Source organism: Collinsella aerofaciens, from assembly GCF_032584215.1.
Lineage (GTDB): Bacteria > Actinomycetota > Coriobacteriia > Coriobacteriales > Coriobacteriaceae > Collinsella.
Window position 1 is genome coordinate 18,783 of record NZ_JAWHPN010000026.1, and the last position, 17,445, is coordinate 36,227.

11 protein-coding genes, 1 tRNA gene and 1 rRNA gene are annotated in these 17,445 nt (G+C 59.3%); 4 read left to right on the forward strand and 9 right to left on the reverse strand.

All coding sequences use genetic code 11. The features are described from left to right. Positions 1-82: 82 nt before the first annotated feature. From RX395_RS07965 to RX395_RS07980, 4 genes are all read left to right on the forward strand, one after another. Entirely contained in the window at positions 83-2,533 is a 2,451-nt protein-coding gene (locus RX395_RS07965; RefSeq protein WP_316366743.1) for a PTS transporter subunit EIIC, read from the forward strand. Between the two features lie 125 nt (positions 2,534-2,658). Continuing rightward, positions 2,659-3,672, forward strand: a complete 1,014-nt coding sequence (locus RX395_RS07970; RefSeq protein WP_316366745.1) for a polyprenyl synthetase family protein — start codon at positions 2,659-2,661, stop codon at positions 3,670-3,672. 138 nt (positions 3,673-3,810) lie between these two features. Continuing rightward, positions 3,811-4,716 (forward strand): peptidoglycan-binding domain-containing protein, encoded by a 906-nt coding sequence (locus RX395_RS07975; protein ID WP_022094145.1) that lies wholly within the window; start codon positions 3,811-3,813, stop codon positions 4,714-4,716. A 38-nt stretch (positions 4,717-4,754) separates the two neighbouring features. After that, positions 4,755-4,829: transfer RNA gene (locus tag RX395_RS07980), tRNA-Gln, on the forward strand. Between the two features lie 446 nt (positions 4,830-5,275). Here RX395_RS07980 and RX395_RS07985 read toward each other — a convergent pair. From RX395_RS07985 to rrf, 9 genes are all read right to left on the reverse strand, one after another. Then, positions 5,276-7,450, reverse strand: coding sequence for a hypothetical protein (locus tag RX395_RS07985; protein WP_316366747.1), 2,175 nt, complete (start codon positions 7,448-7,450; stop codon positions 5,276-5,278). A 186-nt stretch (positions 7,451-7,636) separates the two neighbouring features. Next, complete coding sequence (locus RX395_RS07990; protein ID WP_316366748.1) at positions 7,637-9,526, reverse strand: carbon starvation CstA family protein; 1,890 nt, start codon at positions 9,524-9,526, stop codon at positions 7,637-7,639. Positions 9,527-10,336: 810 nt separating this feature from the next. Next, positions 10,337-12,721, reverse strand: coding sequence for a tRNA (adenosine(37)-N6)-threonylcarbamoyltransferase complex transferase subunit TsaD (tsaD, locus tag RX395_RS07995; RefSeq protein WP_316366749.1), 2,385 nt, complete (start codon positions 12,719-12,721; stop codon positions 10,337-10,339). Continuing rightward, positions 12,708-13,214 carry a tRNA (adenosine(37)-N6)-threonylcarbamoyltransferase complex ATPase subunit type 1 TsaE gene (gene tsaE / locus RX395_RS08000; protein WP_006235849.1) on the reverse strand — a complete coding sequence of 169 codons (507 nt, stop codon included), beginning with the start codon at positions 13,212-13,214 and terminating at the stop codon, positions 12,708-12,710. The genes tsaD and tsaE overlap by 14 nt, the downstream gene beginning before the upstream one ends. A 12-nt stretch (positions 13,215-13,226) precedes the next feature. Next, positions 13,227-13,847, reverse strand: coding sequence for a uracil-DNA glycosylase (locus RX395_RS08005; RefSeq protein WP_006235848.1), 621 nt, complete (start codon positions 13,845-13,847; stop codon positions 13,227-13,229). An 8-nt stretch (positions 13,848-13,855) separates the two neighbouring features. Beyond that, on the reverse strand, positions 13,856-15,001 hold the full coding sequence (gene alr, locus RX395_RS08010) for an alanine racemase (protein ID WP_035137770.1): 1,146 nt from the start codon (positions 14,999-15,001) through the stop codon (positions 13,856-13,858). A gap of 2 nt (positions 15,002-15,003) precedes the next feature. Beyond that, complete coding sequence (locus tag RX395_RS08015; protein WP_082222952.1) at positions 15,004-16,620, reverse strand: NAD(P)H-hydrate dehydratase; 1,617 nt, start codon at positions 16,618-16,620, stop codon at positions 15,004-15,006. Continuing rightward, positions 16,621-17,160, reverse strand: a complete 540-nt coding sequence (gene acpS, locus RX395_RS08020) for a holo-ACP synthase (protein WP_117655164.1) — start codon at positions 17,158-17,160, stop codon at positions 16,621-16,623. Positions 17,161-17,338: 178 nt separating this feature from the next. Beyond that, a 5S ribosomal RNA gene (gene rrf, locus RX395_RS08025) occupies positions 17,339-17,445 on the reverse strand; the annotation flags it as partial.

Below are 17,445 nucleotides of genomic sequence, written 5' to 3' on the forward strand. Positions count from 1 at the left end.
CAATCGTCTGGTCCTCTACAATGAATCCATTGTTTAAACGTTTCCCCACGCGCAACGCGCCTCGATATTCGGAAGGCAGAACATGCTGCAAAAAATCCAACGCTTTGGCGGGGCAATGTTCGCGCCCGCCATGCTGTTTTCTATATCAGGCCTCATGGTCGGCGTCTCCGCTCTCGCAACGACTGCGGACATCGTCGGCGATCTCGCCGTATACGGAACCCCTTGGTACGCTTTTTGGACCATCATCCAGCGCGGCTCGTGGACGGTCTTTAAACGCCTCCCGCTCCTTTTTGCCGTAGCGCTGCCCATCGGTCTTGCCCAAAAACAACCGGCTCGTTGCTGCCTCGAGGCTCTCGTCGCCTATTTTGCCTACTGCTTCTTTTTGAGCGAGATCATTAAGCTGAGCGGAGACAATCTTGGACTTAAGTACCCGTCGTCTTTGACCTCCGCTAGCGGCATCACCATCATCGACGGCATCAAGACGCTCGACACCGGCATTATCGGCCCGCTGGCGGTATCGGCAACCGTCGTCGCCATCCATGACCGCTTCTACGATGCCAAGGTTCCCGATTGGCTCGGCACCTTCTCGGGCTCCTCGCTGGTCTACCTCATCAGCTTTTTTGCCGTGTTTGCCCTTGCCGCTATCTCGGCCGCCATCGTGCCCTCCGTATACGATGTAACTGATACGCTGCGTCACGCGCTTGCAGGCGTCGGTCCCTTTGGCGTGGGCATCTTTGTCTTTTTAGAACGAGCACTCGAGCCCTTTGGCCTGCACCACCTGCTCTACATGCCGATCTACTACGACAACCTGGTCATTAACGACGGCATCTACGCCACGTGGAGCAGTTTGCTCCCCATCCTCTCCCATAGCACGCGCCCCCTTAATGAGCTTGCGCCGTGGGCCGGTTTTACCGCCACCGGCTGGGTCAAGCTCTTTGGCCTTCCTGCCATCGCAGCTGCGTTCTACTCCACCGCAAAACCCGAGCGCCGCGCCGGCCTCAGGGTCATCCTTGTTCCCGCCATCATCGCCTCGGTGGTTTGCGGCGTTACCGAGCCACTCGAGTTTCTCTTTATGTTCACCCACCCCGGGCTCTTTTTGCTCTACGCCGTCTTATCGTCTTGCCTTGCCACAACCATGAATCTCTTTGGCATCGTCGGCATCTTCTCGGGCGGCCTGATGGAGATGGCAGCCTTCAACTTTATTCCGCTCATGCGCACGCATGCCGGTGCCTATCTTTTGGCGCTCGGTATCGGCCTTGCCTTTAGCCTCATCTTTTTTGTTAGTTTTCGAGCACTCATCTTGGTCTATGACCTTAAGACACCGGGCCGCGAGGATCATGTTGCCAATCGCGCGGCAATCGATTGTTTAACGGGAAGCGACTTTGCCAAAGAGCAATCCCCCAATGACGAGGTCGATAGTCGATCCGATCAAGATCACGTCCTCGCTGAGCGGGTAATTCAGCTTTTAGGTGGCGTTGGCAATATCGTGGGCGCAACCAACTGCGCCACGCGCCTGCGCGTCGAGGTCGCAGACCCTTCCATCGTTGCAGATAACGCGTCGTTTGTCGCGGCGGGCGCCAAGGGCCTCATCATTACGGGCAAGACCGCCCAGGTGGTCATCGGCATCTCCGTTCCCCGCGTTAAAGAGCATTTTGACCAGATCATGGGCCTCGAGCCGGAATTTGTGCCCACCACCTCGGCCTCCCCTGCCGCCAGCGCAGCCCATAAGCGCGGCGATATTTGCTTCTTCGATATCGACGGAACGCTCGCCTGGCAAGACCCCAGGCTCGCCCAAGACCTTCCCGAAGACGAGCGGGACCTCTCCCCCTATCCCAACGAGGCGGTTTCGCAGGCAATCCGCGAGTTTGTCGCCAACGGCAACATGGCCTTTATCTGCACGGGACGTACCCTCAGCTGCATCCACCCCAAACTTCTTGAGCTGCCTTGGACCGGCATCGTCTGTCTTGCGGGCGGTTACGCCGAGATCAACGGACACGCAATTCGCGATCTGTCGATGACGCCCAGCATGCTGCAGCATCTTGCCCCCTATCTTGAGCAATCGGGCGAGGTCATCCGCTTTGAGGGCCTCAACGGCGTCGTGCGCATGAGTGCCGATGCCCCCGATGCCCCCGGATACGCGCGCACCCTGGGCGACGCAGTCACGCAGCTGCAACATTACAGTGTCTACAAGATCTTGATGTCTACATCGCTCGCCAACCACATCGCTCAAGATAAGGCACTTGAGCCGCTGCTGTGCTTTAACGAGCTCGAACTCGAGGTAACCGAAATCTCGCCCCGCGAATGCACGAAGCGCGGGGGCATCCAGTCTGTACTCGACGCCCTCGACCCCCACCACGGAACCGTATACGGCATTGGCGACGCCAGCAATGACGTCTCGCTGATGAACGCCGTCGATGTCGGCATTGCGATGGGCAACGCACCGGACTATCTCAAGGATAAGGCCGATTACGTGACCGACACCGTCGATCACGACGGTGTCGTTGCGGCGCTCGAGCATTTTAGGCTGATTTAGGCGCGCTCCATCAAACGCACGCCCGTTGTCCTAAATCGCCAAAACTGCCGCGCCAAACGCCCTGATGTGGCAATATGTTGTCTGCATATTGCATCAATGCAACCTCAGAAAGAATGCGAGAACCCGTGTCCAGTCCGTTTACCAGCTTTTTAGCCCAGCACTTTGACCAGATTAACGACTATCTGGCCACGTTCTTTGACGGACAGGCGACCTCTGCCGATATCGAGCGCTACCTGTATGCGCCGCTCTCGGCTTTTACGGCCAACGCCGGCAAGCGCCACCGCCCGCTTATCTGCATGCTCGCCGCAACCGCAGTGGGCGGTAGCTTTGAGAGCGCCCGCAGCGCCGCGGCAGCCATCGAGCATTTCCAGTCGGGCGCGCTGATCCACGACGACATCGCCGACAACGGACAGCTTCGTCGAGGCAAGCCCTGCATGCACCTTACCGAGGGCACGGGCCTTGCCATCAATTGTGGCGACCTGGCGCTCACCATGGTCACCAAGACGGTTCTCGACGACCCTACGCTGGAGTCCGACGTGAAGCTGCGCGTGCTCCACGAGCTTACCGAGATGATCGTCCGCACCATCGAGGGCCAAGCGCTCGACCTGGGTTGGGTCCGTGACGGGCGCTTTGATATCTCGGTTGATGACTACCTGGACATGGCGACGCACAAGACCGCGTTTTACAGCGGAGCCACGCCGCTTGCCACCGGAGCCATTATCGGCGGCGGCAGCGATGAGCAAATCGAAGCGCTGCGCGCCTTTGGCCTACACACAGGCCTCGCCTTTCAGATTCAGGACGACCTGCTCAACCTTGTCGGCACTAAGGAAGCCGCCAACAAGGACTTCCGCACCGACATCACCGAGGGCAAGCGCACGCTTGTCGCCGTACACGCCCTCTCTGATGAGCGCCACCACGACGAGGTCGAGGCGATTCTTTCCTCAGGCACCGATGATCCCGCGCAGCTCGCACGCGCCGTGGAGATCTTCCAGGAGACCGGCTCCATCGATTACGCCCACACTTACGCGCTCGACCTGACCGCTAAGGCCAAAGCGGCCATCGAGAACGTTGAGCTTGATCCGCACGCACGCGAGCTGTTCCTCTCCATGGCAGATTTCTTTGTGGAGCGCCTTAACTAACGGGGGTTATAAAACCTGTCAGCAGCGTATTTAGGCACAACTTGCTACACTGTTGAGTGCATGTTTATGCATCCCTTTGCGTTGTCTATCCGACAGACGCTCAAATAGTACGAATGGTACGCCGAAAGGGGTTCGTTCATGGAACCTATTACAACGGGCATGCAAGGAGCAGCCGTCGAGGACGTGCAGTCTCGTCTCCTGCAGCTCGGCTACACGATTGATGCCGCCGAAGTCACCGACAAGTACTTTGGAGCCACCACTGAGCAGGCCGTCAGCACCTTCAGGCTCGACAGCGGCCTTGCTGCCGGTCATGCCGTCGATATCCCCTGTTGGAGCGCCCTTGTAGACGCTTCGTATAAGCTGGGCGACCGCACCCTCTATCTGCGCATGCCCAATTTCCATGGCGCCGATGTGCAGGCCCTGCAGCGCGCTCTCAACGTTTTGGGCTTTGCCTGTGGCGAAGACGACGGCTACTTTGGTCCGCATACCGAGGCCGCCCTGCAGCAGTTCCAGGAAAATGTCGGCCTGTTTGCCGACGGCATGGCCTTCCAGGACACCTACGCCTACATCAACCGCCTGCACCATGTGTGGGAGGGCAAGCCCTCGGTCACCGAAGCCGAGTCCCGCATCGGTTTTGCTCGCGCCGCCAACGTGCTCGAGCGCTTTCAGATTGCCGTTATCGGCGAGGACCCCATCGCACGCAGTGTTGCGTCGCGTATGTGGAATATCGCCACGGCAACGACCGACAACAGCGGCATGATGCTCTGCGACTCCGAGGTCCCAACCGACGTTGACCTGGTGCTCGAGATCGCAAGCGACGAGCTGCCCGCCGACGCCGCACCGCGCGCCACGATTGCCCTCGCCGAGTGCCACAACCTAGCCCAGCGCATCCGCACTGCCAATGTCGCCGCACAGCAGAAGCCGGCACGCATTCGCATTGAGCTCACGGGCATGACGCGCTACAACGGCACCTTCACGGCCAGCGACGCGCAGACACTCGCCGTACGCCTGCTCGATGGCGTTTGCGATGCCCTCGCAGATTAGGTAAACTAAACGAGTTGCTTTTGGGCAACACCACACATTGGGACGTAGTTCAACGGTAGAACTCCGGTTTTTGGTGCCGGCTGTTGGGGGTTCGAATCCCTCCGTCCCAGCCATTAAAATTGAGCGCCCTGAGCCCATAACGGCCCAGGGCGCTTTCTTGTGGGCAAGCGGAGGGATTCGAACCCGCAAGGCAACACAACTTCTCGTCCAACACGAGAAAAATCTGCCTTCAAAAGACAGGCGCCCCAAGCCCATTAGGACCAAGAGCGCCTTACATCTAGAAAATATCAGCCCAGTTCCGAAAAGCGAGCCGCCATCTACAAAATGGCGCGTGGCCCCGGCGGACCGGGCATTAAGTTTGTCGCGAGTTCCGCACGAACAGGAGGCCACTTAACCTCGATGTTTTGGACGTGACAGCGAGAGGGGCCCTGGTATGGCAAGGTGACGTGAAACAAGGAGGCGCTGACCTTCTGGTCACGCCGCCGAAGTTGAACGTCAGATTGCCGTGCCAGGGCCCCTCGCAGCGTCAAGAAGACCGCCGTTCGGTAGAACGGCGGAGCTAATTGTTCAGCATGCGGTCGAAGCTTCCCGAGTCGCCATCCCGATAGTCTGCGGTCATCAGGATCTCCTGCGGAATGCGCCCGCCTTCACGTAGCACGTTGCGGAACTGCACGCGCGTAACCATGGGCAGATCCTTGATCGTCGCTGCCAGGTTCTGCGGCACACCCTGGTTGGCAGCCGCGGGCTCGCACTCGCCGCCGGCCTTCACGCGACGCTTATGCTCGGCGAGCATGGCGCGGTACATGCCGGCATGCAGGCGAATCTCAACCACATTGGCATTGCGAGTCTGCTCGACGATACGCGCGCCCTCGCGGTCGATATCGCCCACGTAGTAGACGTAGTTAAAGCGATAGCCAATCTCGGCCAGATAATCGTCCAGGGCATGCGAGACGCTCGCCTTGCATCCGCCGCCAAAAATCACGCCGCCCACCTTGATGCCAAAGAGCTTGGCGTGCTTGCGGCCACGCAGCAGCTTGACGATCTCGTCGTAGGTGTCCAGGTTCTCGACCATAATGAACGGCTTGTCGGCGCCCAGTGTAAAGAAGCCCGTAAAGTGCACGGGGCGATTGGGGGCGACCTTGATCGCCTGCATGCTGATGCCCTTTTCGGTCATACGCCTGATCAGGCGCTCACCGTGCTTGCCGTCAAAAGCCTTCTCGTCGTTAAAGATCTGGTAGGCACGCTGGCGGCGCGAGGCAACCGGCGTATCGGCACCTCGGTTCTGCTCGATCCAAGCCTGGATGATTGCGATTTCCTCGGCAATCTTGCGGTTGGACATCTCGTTGTGCTGAGTGCGCTGCGGAGCCTTTTTGCCGTCCTTGCCCTCGACCTTTACGATCTGTGTCTGCTGCTCCTTGATCTTGGAGAGCGCCATAGGCGTGGGGACAACCTTGAGCAGCTGCCTGCCTAAAACGCGGGCAAGGGCAAACGCCGAGACCTCGCCGTGGACGGACGACTTGGGCTGCTGGGCAGCAGTATCTGCTGCGGCAGACTCCGGCTTCTTCTGAGACTTGCGCTTAGAATCGCCCTGGGAATTGCGCTCGTGCTTCGGCATAGACGCCTGCTTCTGCGGACGATCGAACTTGCTCTCCTTCGCCGGCTGGCGCTTAGGCTGCCCCGAAGAAACCTCGGCCTTCGCATCCTCGTTCTGCGGCGTGGTCTTCTCGGTTGCAGTCTCGGCATGGGAACTGCGGCCCCCACGATGGCGACGGCGGCGAGGCTTGCTCGACGCGCCCTGCTCCGCCTGCTCATCAGTAGGCTGCTGGCCCTTGGCCTCGGCATCAACCTCAAGCCGCGGCTCAACAGGCTTTTGCTCGCGAGCCACCGGCTCAACGGCCTTCTCGTCCTGGGTGGTCGAAACCGACTCGCCCTTCTCCTGACGCTTTACGGGATACGCACGTCCCGCAAAACCGCGGCCGGGACGACACGAACCCGGAGCCTTCTTGGCAGACTCCTCAACATCGTCTGCAACCTCAGAAGACCCTTCAACCTCACGCGCGGCATCCTGCTGTGCAGTCTTAAAGTGAGCACCGCGACGACGCTTGGGCTCTTGGGCCTCCACGGGCTTTTGCTCCCTCGCGGGCTTCTGCGACTCGGCAGCAACCTCGGTCTCAACAGCCTCAGCATCCGTCTCACCCTTTCGAGCAACGGCGCGACGGAAGCGCTCCTGCTGGGCGCGGCGCTGCGCATCGCGCTTGCCACCCCCGCCAAAACCGCCGCGTCCTGCCTTGGCCGTAAAGGCACGCACGACGTTCTCATCGAGCAACTCATCGGTATCGACATGCTCGCGCGGAGCAGCTTCTTCCACAGCAGGCACGTCAGCGGAATCCTCGACGACAAAACCCTCGACGGACTCGGCAGGCTGCTCCTGGGCAACGCGGATCTCGGCATTGATGGTATAGAACGCCGGGCGCCCGTTAATGCCGCTACCCTCGATCTTGGTCACGATCTTTGCCGCGATAAGCTCATCGCGCATCGCCTTGGTGTCGCACTCCTTATCGACGGAGCGGAAAATCTGCGCCAGCGCGCTCGACTTAATCTTGAGCGCCTTGCGGCAGAGCAGGTCGTAGGCAACCAGCTTGGCGCGCTCAGCAGAAAGCGACGTCTGGCTGCTCAGGCGCTCAGCCAAAGCATCGACATTGTTTTGATTATCGGAATATACCGTCTTGGCCACGGGGCCCCTTTCATATGTACACATATACGTCTATATGGTACAACGCACGCCCTTATCCACGCAAAACATCTGCGAGAGCACTCGAGCGTCACCCGCTTTCGCATGAAAAAAAAAGACCGAGTCCGCGTCGTTGCGGACCCGGTCTTTCCGAGTCATATGGATGAGAGATTCAACCCGTCCGACCGACTAGGCCTTGACGGCCTCGGCGTCGGCAGGAGCCTCAGCGGCAGCGGCGCGACCGTACTCGGCCTTGCCCATATCGGACCACTCGGGCTCCTCATCAGGCATGGAGCCAACCTCCTTGCCGAAGAACTCCTTGAGGCAGTTGACGGCGACGATGAGGCCCAGGACCATCAGCAGGACGGCAAAGACGAGCTGCAGGCCCTTGGTGGCGGCGACGGAGACGGCGGCCGTGGTGGCGGTAGCCGGGATGGTACCGAAGAAACCGTAGGCCTGGACGGCGGTCATGCAGCCCATGGCGCTCTGGACCAGCGAGGTGAAGGTGCAGCAGAGCAGGAAGACGACGGGCACGTAGAGCATCCAACCCTTGCGGCCGGTGCACTTGCAGAACACGGCGAGGGTGATCATGGTCATGCCGCCGAGCAGCTGGTTGGAAGCACCAAAGAGCGGCCAGATGTTGGCATAGCCACCAAAAGCGAGGGCGAGACCAGGAAGCAGGGTGACGACCGTGGCGAACCAGGGGTTGCCGAGGACCTTCATGTAGCCGGCCTTGGACTCGATGGCCAGGGCATCGTTGGTCTGGGCAAAGAACTCGGAGAACGAGGTGCGAGCGATGCGGGCGACGGCATCGAGCGAGGTCAGGGCCAGAGCGGAAACGTTCATGGTCATGAAGACGGTTGCGAGCGTGCCGTCAACACCGAAGGCCTGCATACCGCGGGAGATGCCGGCGGCGAAGATCTGGAACGGGGTGGAAGCGACACCGGCGTTGAGGGCGCCGGTACCGGCGGTGTTCATATCGGAGAACATGATGCCGGCGACGATGATGGCAAGGATGCCGACGAAGGACTCGACGATCATGGCGCCGTAACCGACCTTGACGGCGTCCTGCTCCTTCTCGACCTGCTTAGAAGAGGTGCCGGAAGAAACGAGGCTGTGGAAACCGGAGAGAGCACCGCAGGCAACGGAGACAAACAGGACCGGGAACATCATGCCAGAGGCAGTGGAGAAGCCGGTGAAGACCGGAGCGGTGATGGTGGCCTGGCCGTTAACGCCCAGGACGACGATGCCGAGGACAGCGCAGACGATCATGACGATCATCATGATGGAAGTGAGGTAGTCACGCGGGGTCTTGAGCATCTGAATGGGCATAGCGCCAGCGAAGACCAGGTAGACCATGACGACGGCGAACCACTGGAATTTATCCAGGTAAACCGGGAACTGCATACCGACGGCGAACATGAGAACCATGAGGACCACGCCGGTGACGAACTCGGCAGCGCCGGTGAGGTTGAACTTCTTCTGAGCCCAACCAAAGGCGATAGCGACGAAGGTGAACAGGATGGAGATGGTACCAGCGCAGCCGGCGGCATAGGACTTGGTGAAGTCGATGGCACCGGTAGCAGCACCAGAAGCGTCAACGGCCGGGGTGAACATGAACGTCTTGCAGACCATGTCGGTGAAGGCGGCGATGACAATGATGCAGAACAGCCAGCAGAACAGCAGGAACAGGCGACGGCCGGTCTTGCCGATGTACTTCTCGATGAGCTGAGCCAGGGACTTGCCGTTGTTCTTCATCGAGGCGTACAGAGCGCCAAAGTCGTGGACGGCACCAAAGAAGATGCCGCCGACGAGGACCCAGAGCACGACGGGCAGCCAGCCAAAGGCCATGGCGACGATCGTACCCGTGACAGGGCCAGCACCGCAGATCGAGCTGAACTGGTGCGAAAACGCGGTGAAGGCGGAGACGGGCGAGAAGCTGTTGCCGTCCTTCATGCGCTTGGCCGGCGTGAGGGCCTCTTTGTCAACGCCCCACTTGTTGGCCAGCCAGCGGCCGTAGCCCAGATAGCCGCAGGCGAGCACCGCCGCGGCCACGACCATGAGCAAAACTCCGTTCATTACATTTCCTCCTCTAAAAAGAACTTCCTAGACATAAAAAATGAGGGCCGTCGGTTGCGCTCGACGGCCCTCATCTTCATCAGCCGCCCGTTATCGTACGGGCTAGCTGTATGTGCTAACCCGCATCAGATAATTACTACGCTGATAATGTTTAGCTGATGCGTGAACATGTCTAAGAAATCCTCTTCAATCATGATGTGAACGATCCGTGCGTGTTCACATCCCCCAGTGGTTGAAAAGGAGTATGAAACTTTAGTTACCTAAAGTCAACGCAAATTTGTAATGAATTTTCAACTTTTTTTGAATTTCTCGGTATAAAACGCCACTGACCTCGGACTTTACCCCACGACAGTTTTTGCATGAGAGATGCCCCTGAGAGCCGCGGGAGCCGGGCGGCGCATATGAACTTTCCTGCTCTACAGTCCTGCGCAAGACGGAAAGCACATTAAGTGCTTTCCTTTGCGTGCGGAACTCGCGATAAAGTTCATATGCGCCGCCCGGCTCCCGCGGCTCTCAGGGGCTCCCATCCCAAATGCGGAGCAAAGCTCCGCACACCAACTTTTTTCTTTCAGCTAAAGAACGCCGGAAATTCGACACTGGCTTGTTAACTTTGCTGGACGTTGTCGACGCCAAACCAGCTCAGAAGCTATATCGACGCAGAAAGGTCCCCGGACGGAGGGGCCGGATATAAGGTTTATCGCGAGTTCCGCACGCAAAGAAGGCCACTTAATGTGGCCTTCGTCTTGCGCAGGACTGTAGAGCAGGAAACCTTATATCCGGCCCCTCCGTCCGGGGACCGCGCCGTACCAGCTACAGCGTCATGTTTGGATCGGCGTCGACGTCGAACGGCGAGATTTCGCCTCGGTCGAATTTACGGCGGGCGACCTCCGCGATCATGGCTGCGTTATCGGTACAGGCAGACAAGGGCGGCACCGTTACGCGAATCCCCTGACGTCCAAGCTTCTTGATCATCATCTCGCGCAGATGCGGGTTGGCCGAGACGCCGCCGCCGATGCAGTATTCCTTACATCCGGTAGCGTGCAATGCGTTTTTGGCCTTCTTGTACTGCACGTCAAAGACAGCCGCCTCAAACGAAGCCGCCAGATCGGGCAGGTGAATCGTGCGCCCGGCCTTGGTCTCCTGCTCGATGTAGAGCGTCACGGCCGTTTTAAGACCCGAAAGCGAGAAACGATAGTCTCCCCTGCTGTTAAGCGCACGGGGGAAATCGATCGCGCGGGGATTGCCCGTCTCGGCCAGCTTGGAAATGATGGGGCCACCGGGATAGCCCAGGCCCAACGCCTTGGCCACCTTGTCGAAGGCCTCGCCCACGGCGTCGTCGAGCGTCTCACCGAGCACCTCGTAGTCGCCCCATGCCTTTACGTGCACGAGCATGGTGTGCCCGCCCGAGACAAGCGTAAAGATAAACGGAGGCTTGAGGTCGGGCTGCGCCAGCAAGTTGGCAAACAGATGCCCCTCCAGATGGTTGACGCATACGAGCGGCTTACCGGCAGCGTAGGCAAAGCCTTTGGCAAAGGCAACGCCCACCACGAGGGCGCCCACCAGGCCCGGACCCTGTGTCACGCCCACGGCGGCAAGCTCGCTGGGGGCAATGGCTCCACCCTCAAGACCAAGCGATGCTGCGGCATCCTCGAGCGCCGCATCCACGACACTCACAATCACCTCAACGTGTTTGCGCGAGGCGATCTCGGGCACCACGCCGCCAAAGCGGGCATGAAAATCAATCTGTGTCGACACCTGGTTGGCCAGCATATTGCCATCCGCATCGATAATCGCCACGGCCGTCTCGTCGCAGGAACTCTCGATAGCGAGCACTAGGCGGCGGCGCTCAATTTCGGCACGCTCCCCCTCGGAGCGCCCAGGCGCAGGCAGCGGCCATACGCGCTGCTCTGCCGCCGTCGGCTCGGGCGAAGCATTGTCGACCGGAAGCACCAGGGGCAGCGGCGCCGTCATGACGATGGCATCCTTGCCGACACCGTAGTAGCCGCGGCGACGGGCAGCCTCGGTAAAGCCCAGAGCGTTATAAAGCGCGATCGCCCCCTCGTTACCGTCCTCGACCTCGAGCGAAGCCGTGGTGCAGCCGAGCATCTGGGCATCATAGCTCACGTGCGACAGCAGCTTGCGGGCAATGCCCTCGCGGCGATGTGCCGGGTCGACGGCGACATCCAGAATCTGCACATCACCGTCCACGACCATACCGCCGGCAAGGCCCAGCAGCTTGCCGTCGTCGTGTGCCACCCACCAACTACGCGGCGCAGCAACGTCCTCGCCCAGTTCGGACAGGAACATGCCCGGCGTCCACGCCTCGTGTCCGACACCTTCAAAGCAGGCAGCCTCCAGCGCGCTCGTGCCCTCGGCATCCGCCGCGCCCATGGGACGGAACTGCAGATGACGACCGGCGAGCTCATCGGCAACACCCGTAATTTCGCTCTGCGCACTCTCGGCAAGACCAAGACGCTTGCGCTCGTTTTCCTCGGCATCCGAAAGGCGCGTGTAAATCGGCAAGACGCGGGCCGGATCGCCGTCACCCGCAGCGTGCGCGAGCAGCAAGCCCTCGCCCGAAGGCCACCACAGGTCGCGCTCCACGCAGCGGGCGGTCTCGTCCTCACCCAGCAGCTTGCCATAGCGCACGAGACCGTCACCGGTCAGCTGAACCTGGTCCCAGTCCGCTGCTTGGCGCCACTCATCGAGCGCCACGGCGGCCTTGACCACGTGTTCGCGCTCAAATTGACGCTCGGGACCCTCATCAACCAGCATATACAGCGCCGGATATACCTCACCGCGCATAGCATCGGCCAAGATACCAAGCTTGCCGCGCACGCCAGCCTTCCACGCCGTCCAAGCGCAAGCGTCGAGCGTCGACACACCCAGCAGCGGAACATTGGCACCACGCGCGAGGCCCTTGGCAGTGGAGATGCCGATGCGCACACCCGTAAAGGACCCCGGGCCGCGGCCGACCACATAGCAACCAACATCGCTGCGATCCAGACCGGCTTGAGCCAGCACGCCATCAACGGTATTCACGAGCTCAACGTTGGAGTGACGGCGACACATGTGGTCGCCACTCACGAGCTTCGTCTCGCCCGTCTGCCCATCAATCCAGCTTGCCGCGCAGGCAAGCATGTCGGTCGAAGTATCGAGCGCCACCACCAGCGCGTTGTCGTTATGCAAGCTCATCTTGTACAGCCTTATCAATCAAATGGGAAAGCTCCATTGCGCGGTCACCGTGCGCCTCGAGCGTTATCGTTCGCACATCACTGTCGCCCTCATCACGCTTGAGCGTCACCGAAAGATACTCATCCGTCAGCTCGTCTTGGAATTGTTCGCCCCATTCCAGCAGGCAAGCACCCTCATAGCCCAGCACATCGAAAATGCCCGTATCCTCGAGCTCGTAGGCATGCTCCAGGCGGTATAGATCAAAGTGAAACAGCGGAATACGGCCTTGATCGTGAACGGCCATGAGCGCAAACGTAGGGCTCGTAACCATATGCCCATCGCCCAGCCCGCGCGAGACGCCCTTGGTAAAGTGAGTTTTGCCCACCCCCAGGCCACCGGTCAGGATGAGCACATCGCCGTCCTCAAGGCACGGTGCAATTAGCTCGCCAAAGTACTCCGTATCGGCAGCGCAAGTCGTTTTGTAAGTACCTACCCCCAGGCGCTCCAGGGACATATATGCTCCTTATTATTCCGAGGCGTCCTCTGGTGCGGGATGTCGCTCCAGATAGTCGCCCAGCATCTTAAAGTCTTCCTCCAGCAGTTCCTGCCACGCCGGATTGCGTAGCGCTGCTGCCGGATGGAACGTGGGCATTACTACAAAATGCCCCATCTGGTGGAACCTGCCGCGCAGCTTAGTAATGCCAATCTCGGTCTTAAGCACAAAGTGCGTCGCGGGGTTGCCGAGCGTCACGATAATATCGGGCCAGATGCTTCGAATCTGCTCACGCAAAAACGGCGAGCAAGCCAGCACTTCCTCGGGACGTGGATTGCGGTTTCCCGGCGGGCGGCACTTAAGCACGTTGGCAATGTAGACGTCTTCGCGTTTGAGTCCCGCCAGCGACAAAATGCCGTTGAGGTCCTCGCCTGCCGCCCCCACAAAGGGCTCGCCCTGCAAATCCTCATTGCGGCCCGGCGCCTCGCCAATAAACATCACACGAGCGCGGGGGTTTCCCACGCCAAACACGATATTGTGACGCGACTGGTAGAGCTGGCAGAGGTGACAATCGCCCAGAACGGCCTCAATTTCCTCGAGTGCGACCTCACGTGGTGCCTGATGGGTATGGCCGGGGATGTGCATGACGCCCATAGCGGCTCCTACACGTAGACCTTGTCGAGACGCATGCCAAAGCCGCAGGCGACCTCGTAGTTAATCGTTCCGCGCAGTCGGGCCATCTCGTCCATAGTGATCTCGGCATCGCCATCGCGGCCGACAATAATCATCTCGTCACCATACTCGGCCTCGGGAATCTCGTGTGCCGGGTTGGACTGAATGGCGACCATAAACTGGTCCATGCAGATATTGCCAACCTGATGCACGCGCTCGCCGCGATACAGCACATCCATACGATTGGAAAGCGTACGCGATAGGCCATCGGCATAACCGATCGGCAGCGTGCAGATCTGAACGCGCGTACGCGGTACGCGGTAGGTAAAACCGTAGCCCACGCCCTCACCCATCGCAGGGTGTGCCACGCGCGTCACACGCGCATGGACGCTCATAACGGGATCAAGCTGCATCACGCGGCCACTCAGCTCGCACGGCTGCATTCCATACAAGCCAACGCCGGCGCGAATCATATCAAAATGCATCGAAGGGTCGAGCATCGAGGACGGCGTGTTGGCGCAGTGCACGATACCGCACTCAAAGCCCGCATCCTTAATGGCCTGAACGGCCTCGGTAAAGCGCTGACACTGCAGTTTGTAGTCCCAGCCCGAAGGTTCATCGGCCGTGGCGAAGTGCGTAAATACGCCGTCGCACTGAATACCGCGATGGAAATTAATACCGCGGACAAAGTCAAGCACCTGCGTGTAGTGAACGCCGATACGATTCATGCCCGTCTCGATGGCGAGATGATACTTGCCCACTTTGCCCGCCGCGACGGCACATTCGCCATACGCAAGAGCAAAGTCAGACGTATAGACCGAGGGCATGATATCAAACTCGAGCAACGTCGGAATGGCCTCGATAGGCGGCTCGCTTAGGATGAGGATGGGTTTCGTAATCCCGCCCTGTCGGAGCTCAACGCCCTCGTTAACCGTCGCCACGGCAAACATGTCGGCACCGGCCGAATACATGATCTTGGCGCACTCAACAGCTCCATGACCATAAGCATCGGCCTTAACCACGCAGCACAGGCGCTGACGTGGATTCAGTAAATTCTTATAGGCCCTCGTGTTGCGACGGAGCGCCCCGCGGTCGATCTCGACCCAGGACCAGCGCGTCAAATCGGCTTTATTCATGATTAGTCATCCGACCCTTCGTCCATGATTCCCAGATCTTCGAGCGCATCCTTTGCCGCCAGTTCCATGGCAGGACCGATCAAGTCGATAAGATCGGTCGCGATGACGCTCTTCTCACCATACTCCGTCGCCGCGGCAAAACCGGCGTAGCTGTGAAGTGCGACGGCGTACGAATACAGCAACTCCCAACGATCCATCTCGTCGCGCATGGTGGCAAGCGTGCCGGCCAAAATACCCGCGAGAACATCACCCGAACCGGCAGTTGCCAGAGAAGCCGGACCCGAGAGCGGCAGCAGCACACGCTCAACGCCACAGATAGCCGTCGTCGGCCCCTTGGCAATGACAACCAGGTTGTCGGAGCCTGCAGCCCAGACGACCTTCTGCGCGGCCGCAATCGCGGTACCAAGGTCGTTCACCTCGTCACCGGCAACCAGACGCGAAAGCTCACGATAGTGCGGCGTCATAACCAACGGCTGCTCGCGACGATACATCTCGGGGTTACTATCAATACCGTCAATGGCAATCTTAGCAAGGCAGTTGAGTGCATCGGCATCCAAAATAAGCGGTACATCAAGCTCGAGCAAGCCCGAAACCACCTGCATAGCGCCGGCAGACGTCGTCATACCGGGACCGCACAGTACGCAGCTGTACTTCTTTGCAATCTCGCACACCGTCATGCGCGCAGCGGCGCCAAAGGAGCCGCGGGAATCAGACGGAATAGCAAAGACGGGAATCGAAGGAAGTGCCATGCGAATAAGATTAGCGCAGGCGTCAGGAGCCGCGACTGCCACGTAACCAGCACCCGCGCGAGCTGCAGACTTGGCCGCCATAATGGCAGCACCAGGATATTGTGCAGATCCGGCGACAATAAGCACAGAGCCACGGGAATACTTATCGATATTCGTAGGTAGTGGAGCAAAGTAATCAACTAAGTCACCGGGCTCGACAATCTCGGCGGCGTGGTCGACATCATCGATGACCTCGTCAAGACGGTCGTAAAGATTGCCGCAGATCAAATCGCCAGCATACTCAGGGCCATCAGCGCTATACAGACCAATCTTGGGCGCAATCATCGTCACCGTATGCTCGGCACGAATGCAGTCGTCATCAACAACGCCCGTCTCGGCATTCAGGCCCGAGGGGACATCAATGGATACGACACAATCGGCGCATTCATTGACCGTAGGAATCCAGATGGAGAACGGCGCACGCAGATTCCCGTGAAAACCGGTACCAAAAATGGCATCGACAACAACATCGGCCTTATCGATCAAAACCTCGAGTTCGTCACGCGAAGGGCCGACGCAAACGTGCACATCGCGGCCGGCAGTACGACGAGCAACATGACGTGCCAGAGCAGCAGGAATCTCATCCGGTTCAACCGGAGAAACGATATCCACGTCCACACCCTTATGGCTCAGGATATCGGCGGCAACCCAACCGTCGCCGCCATTATTACCAAAACCGACCAGAACGAGAACCCGATCGGGATTGAGCTTCAAGACCTCGTTGGCGGCAAACTCACCCGCTAGCTCCATAAGCTCGGCCTTCGAAGTCCCTTCGCGTTCGATGATATCCTCGAGACGAACGACTTCTTCGGTACTCAAAACCGGTTTCATCTATGCTCCTAGCGTATCTTGCGAAGCATCGCCCAGGTGCTCCGTCAATGCTGAATTCTGCAGCTGCTCAAGCTCATCTAAAACAGAGCGAGCCTCTTTAAATGTCTGCGCAACGCGTTTCTTGGTGCTCACCTTTTCATCTTTTGGCTTAGGCCGAGCATCTTCGGTAATCGCGATGGCATTCGCAACGGCCAAGTCTCCCGTAAGCGTAATGGAAAGAGCGACCTCAACAACACCCAGTTCTTGAGCGATCTCGAGAGCACGGCCCGAAAGCAGCGCCTTCGGTTTGCCGAGTTTATCACGCGTTACCGAAACATCCTTGCGACCCACGCCTTGACTAAAACCCGTGCCGAGAGCTTTAAGCACCGCCTCGCGCGAAGCAAAGCGGCTCGCATAGTGAGCGGCGGGGCGCGATGACGCGTCGCAATACGCACGCTCTTCTTCGGTAAACACACGCCGAGCAAACGACGGCGTCTTTTCAAGAATTGATTTCATGCGGGAAATCTCGACGATATCAACGCCGATACCAGCTTCAGCCATGTTCACCTCCATATCGCACAGACTAAGTTATTGTAGCCCGTTCACAGAAGATGCGACAAACGAGGGTTATAAAACACAGCTACTATGTGAGACAAAAGCCCGTAAACGCAAAAAAAAGGGGGAGGCCGCGAGGCCTCCCCCCTTCTCCATGTCATCCGACGGCTCGGTGCCGTCCACCGGTCAGCGGCGCCCTGGCCTCCCACGGGCTGACCCCGCAGTACTCTCGGCGCGATGGGGCTTAGCTTCCGGGTTCGGAACGGGACCGGGCGTGCCCCCCATGCTCTG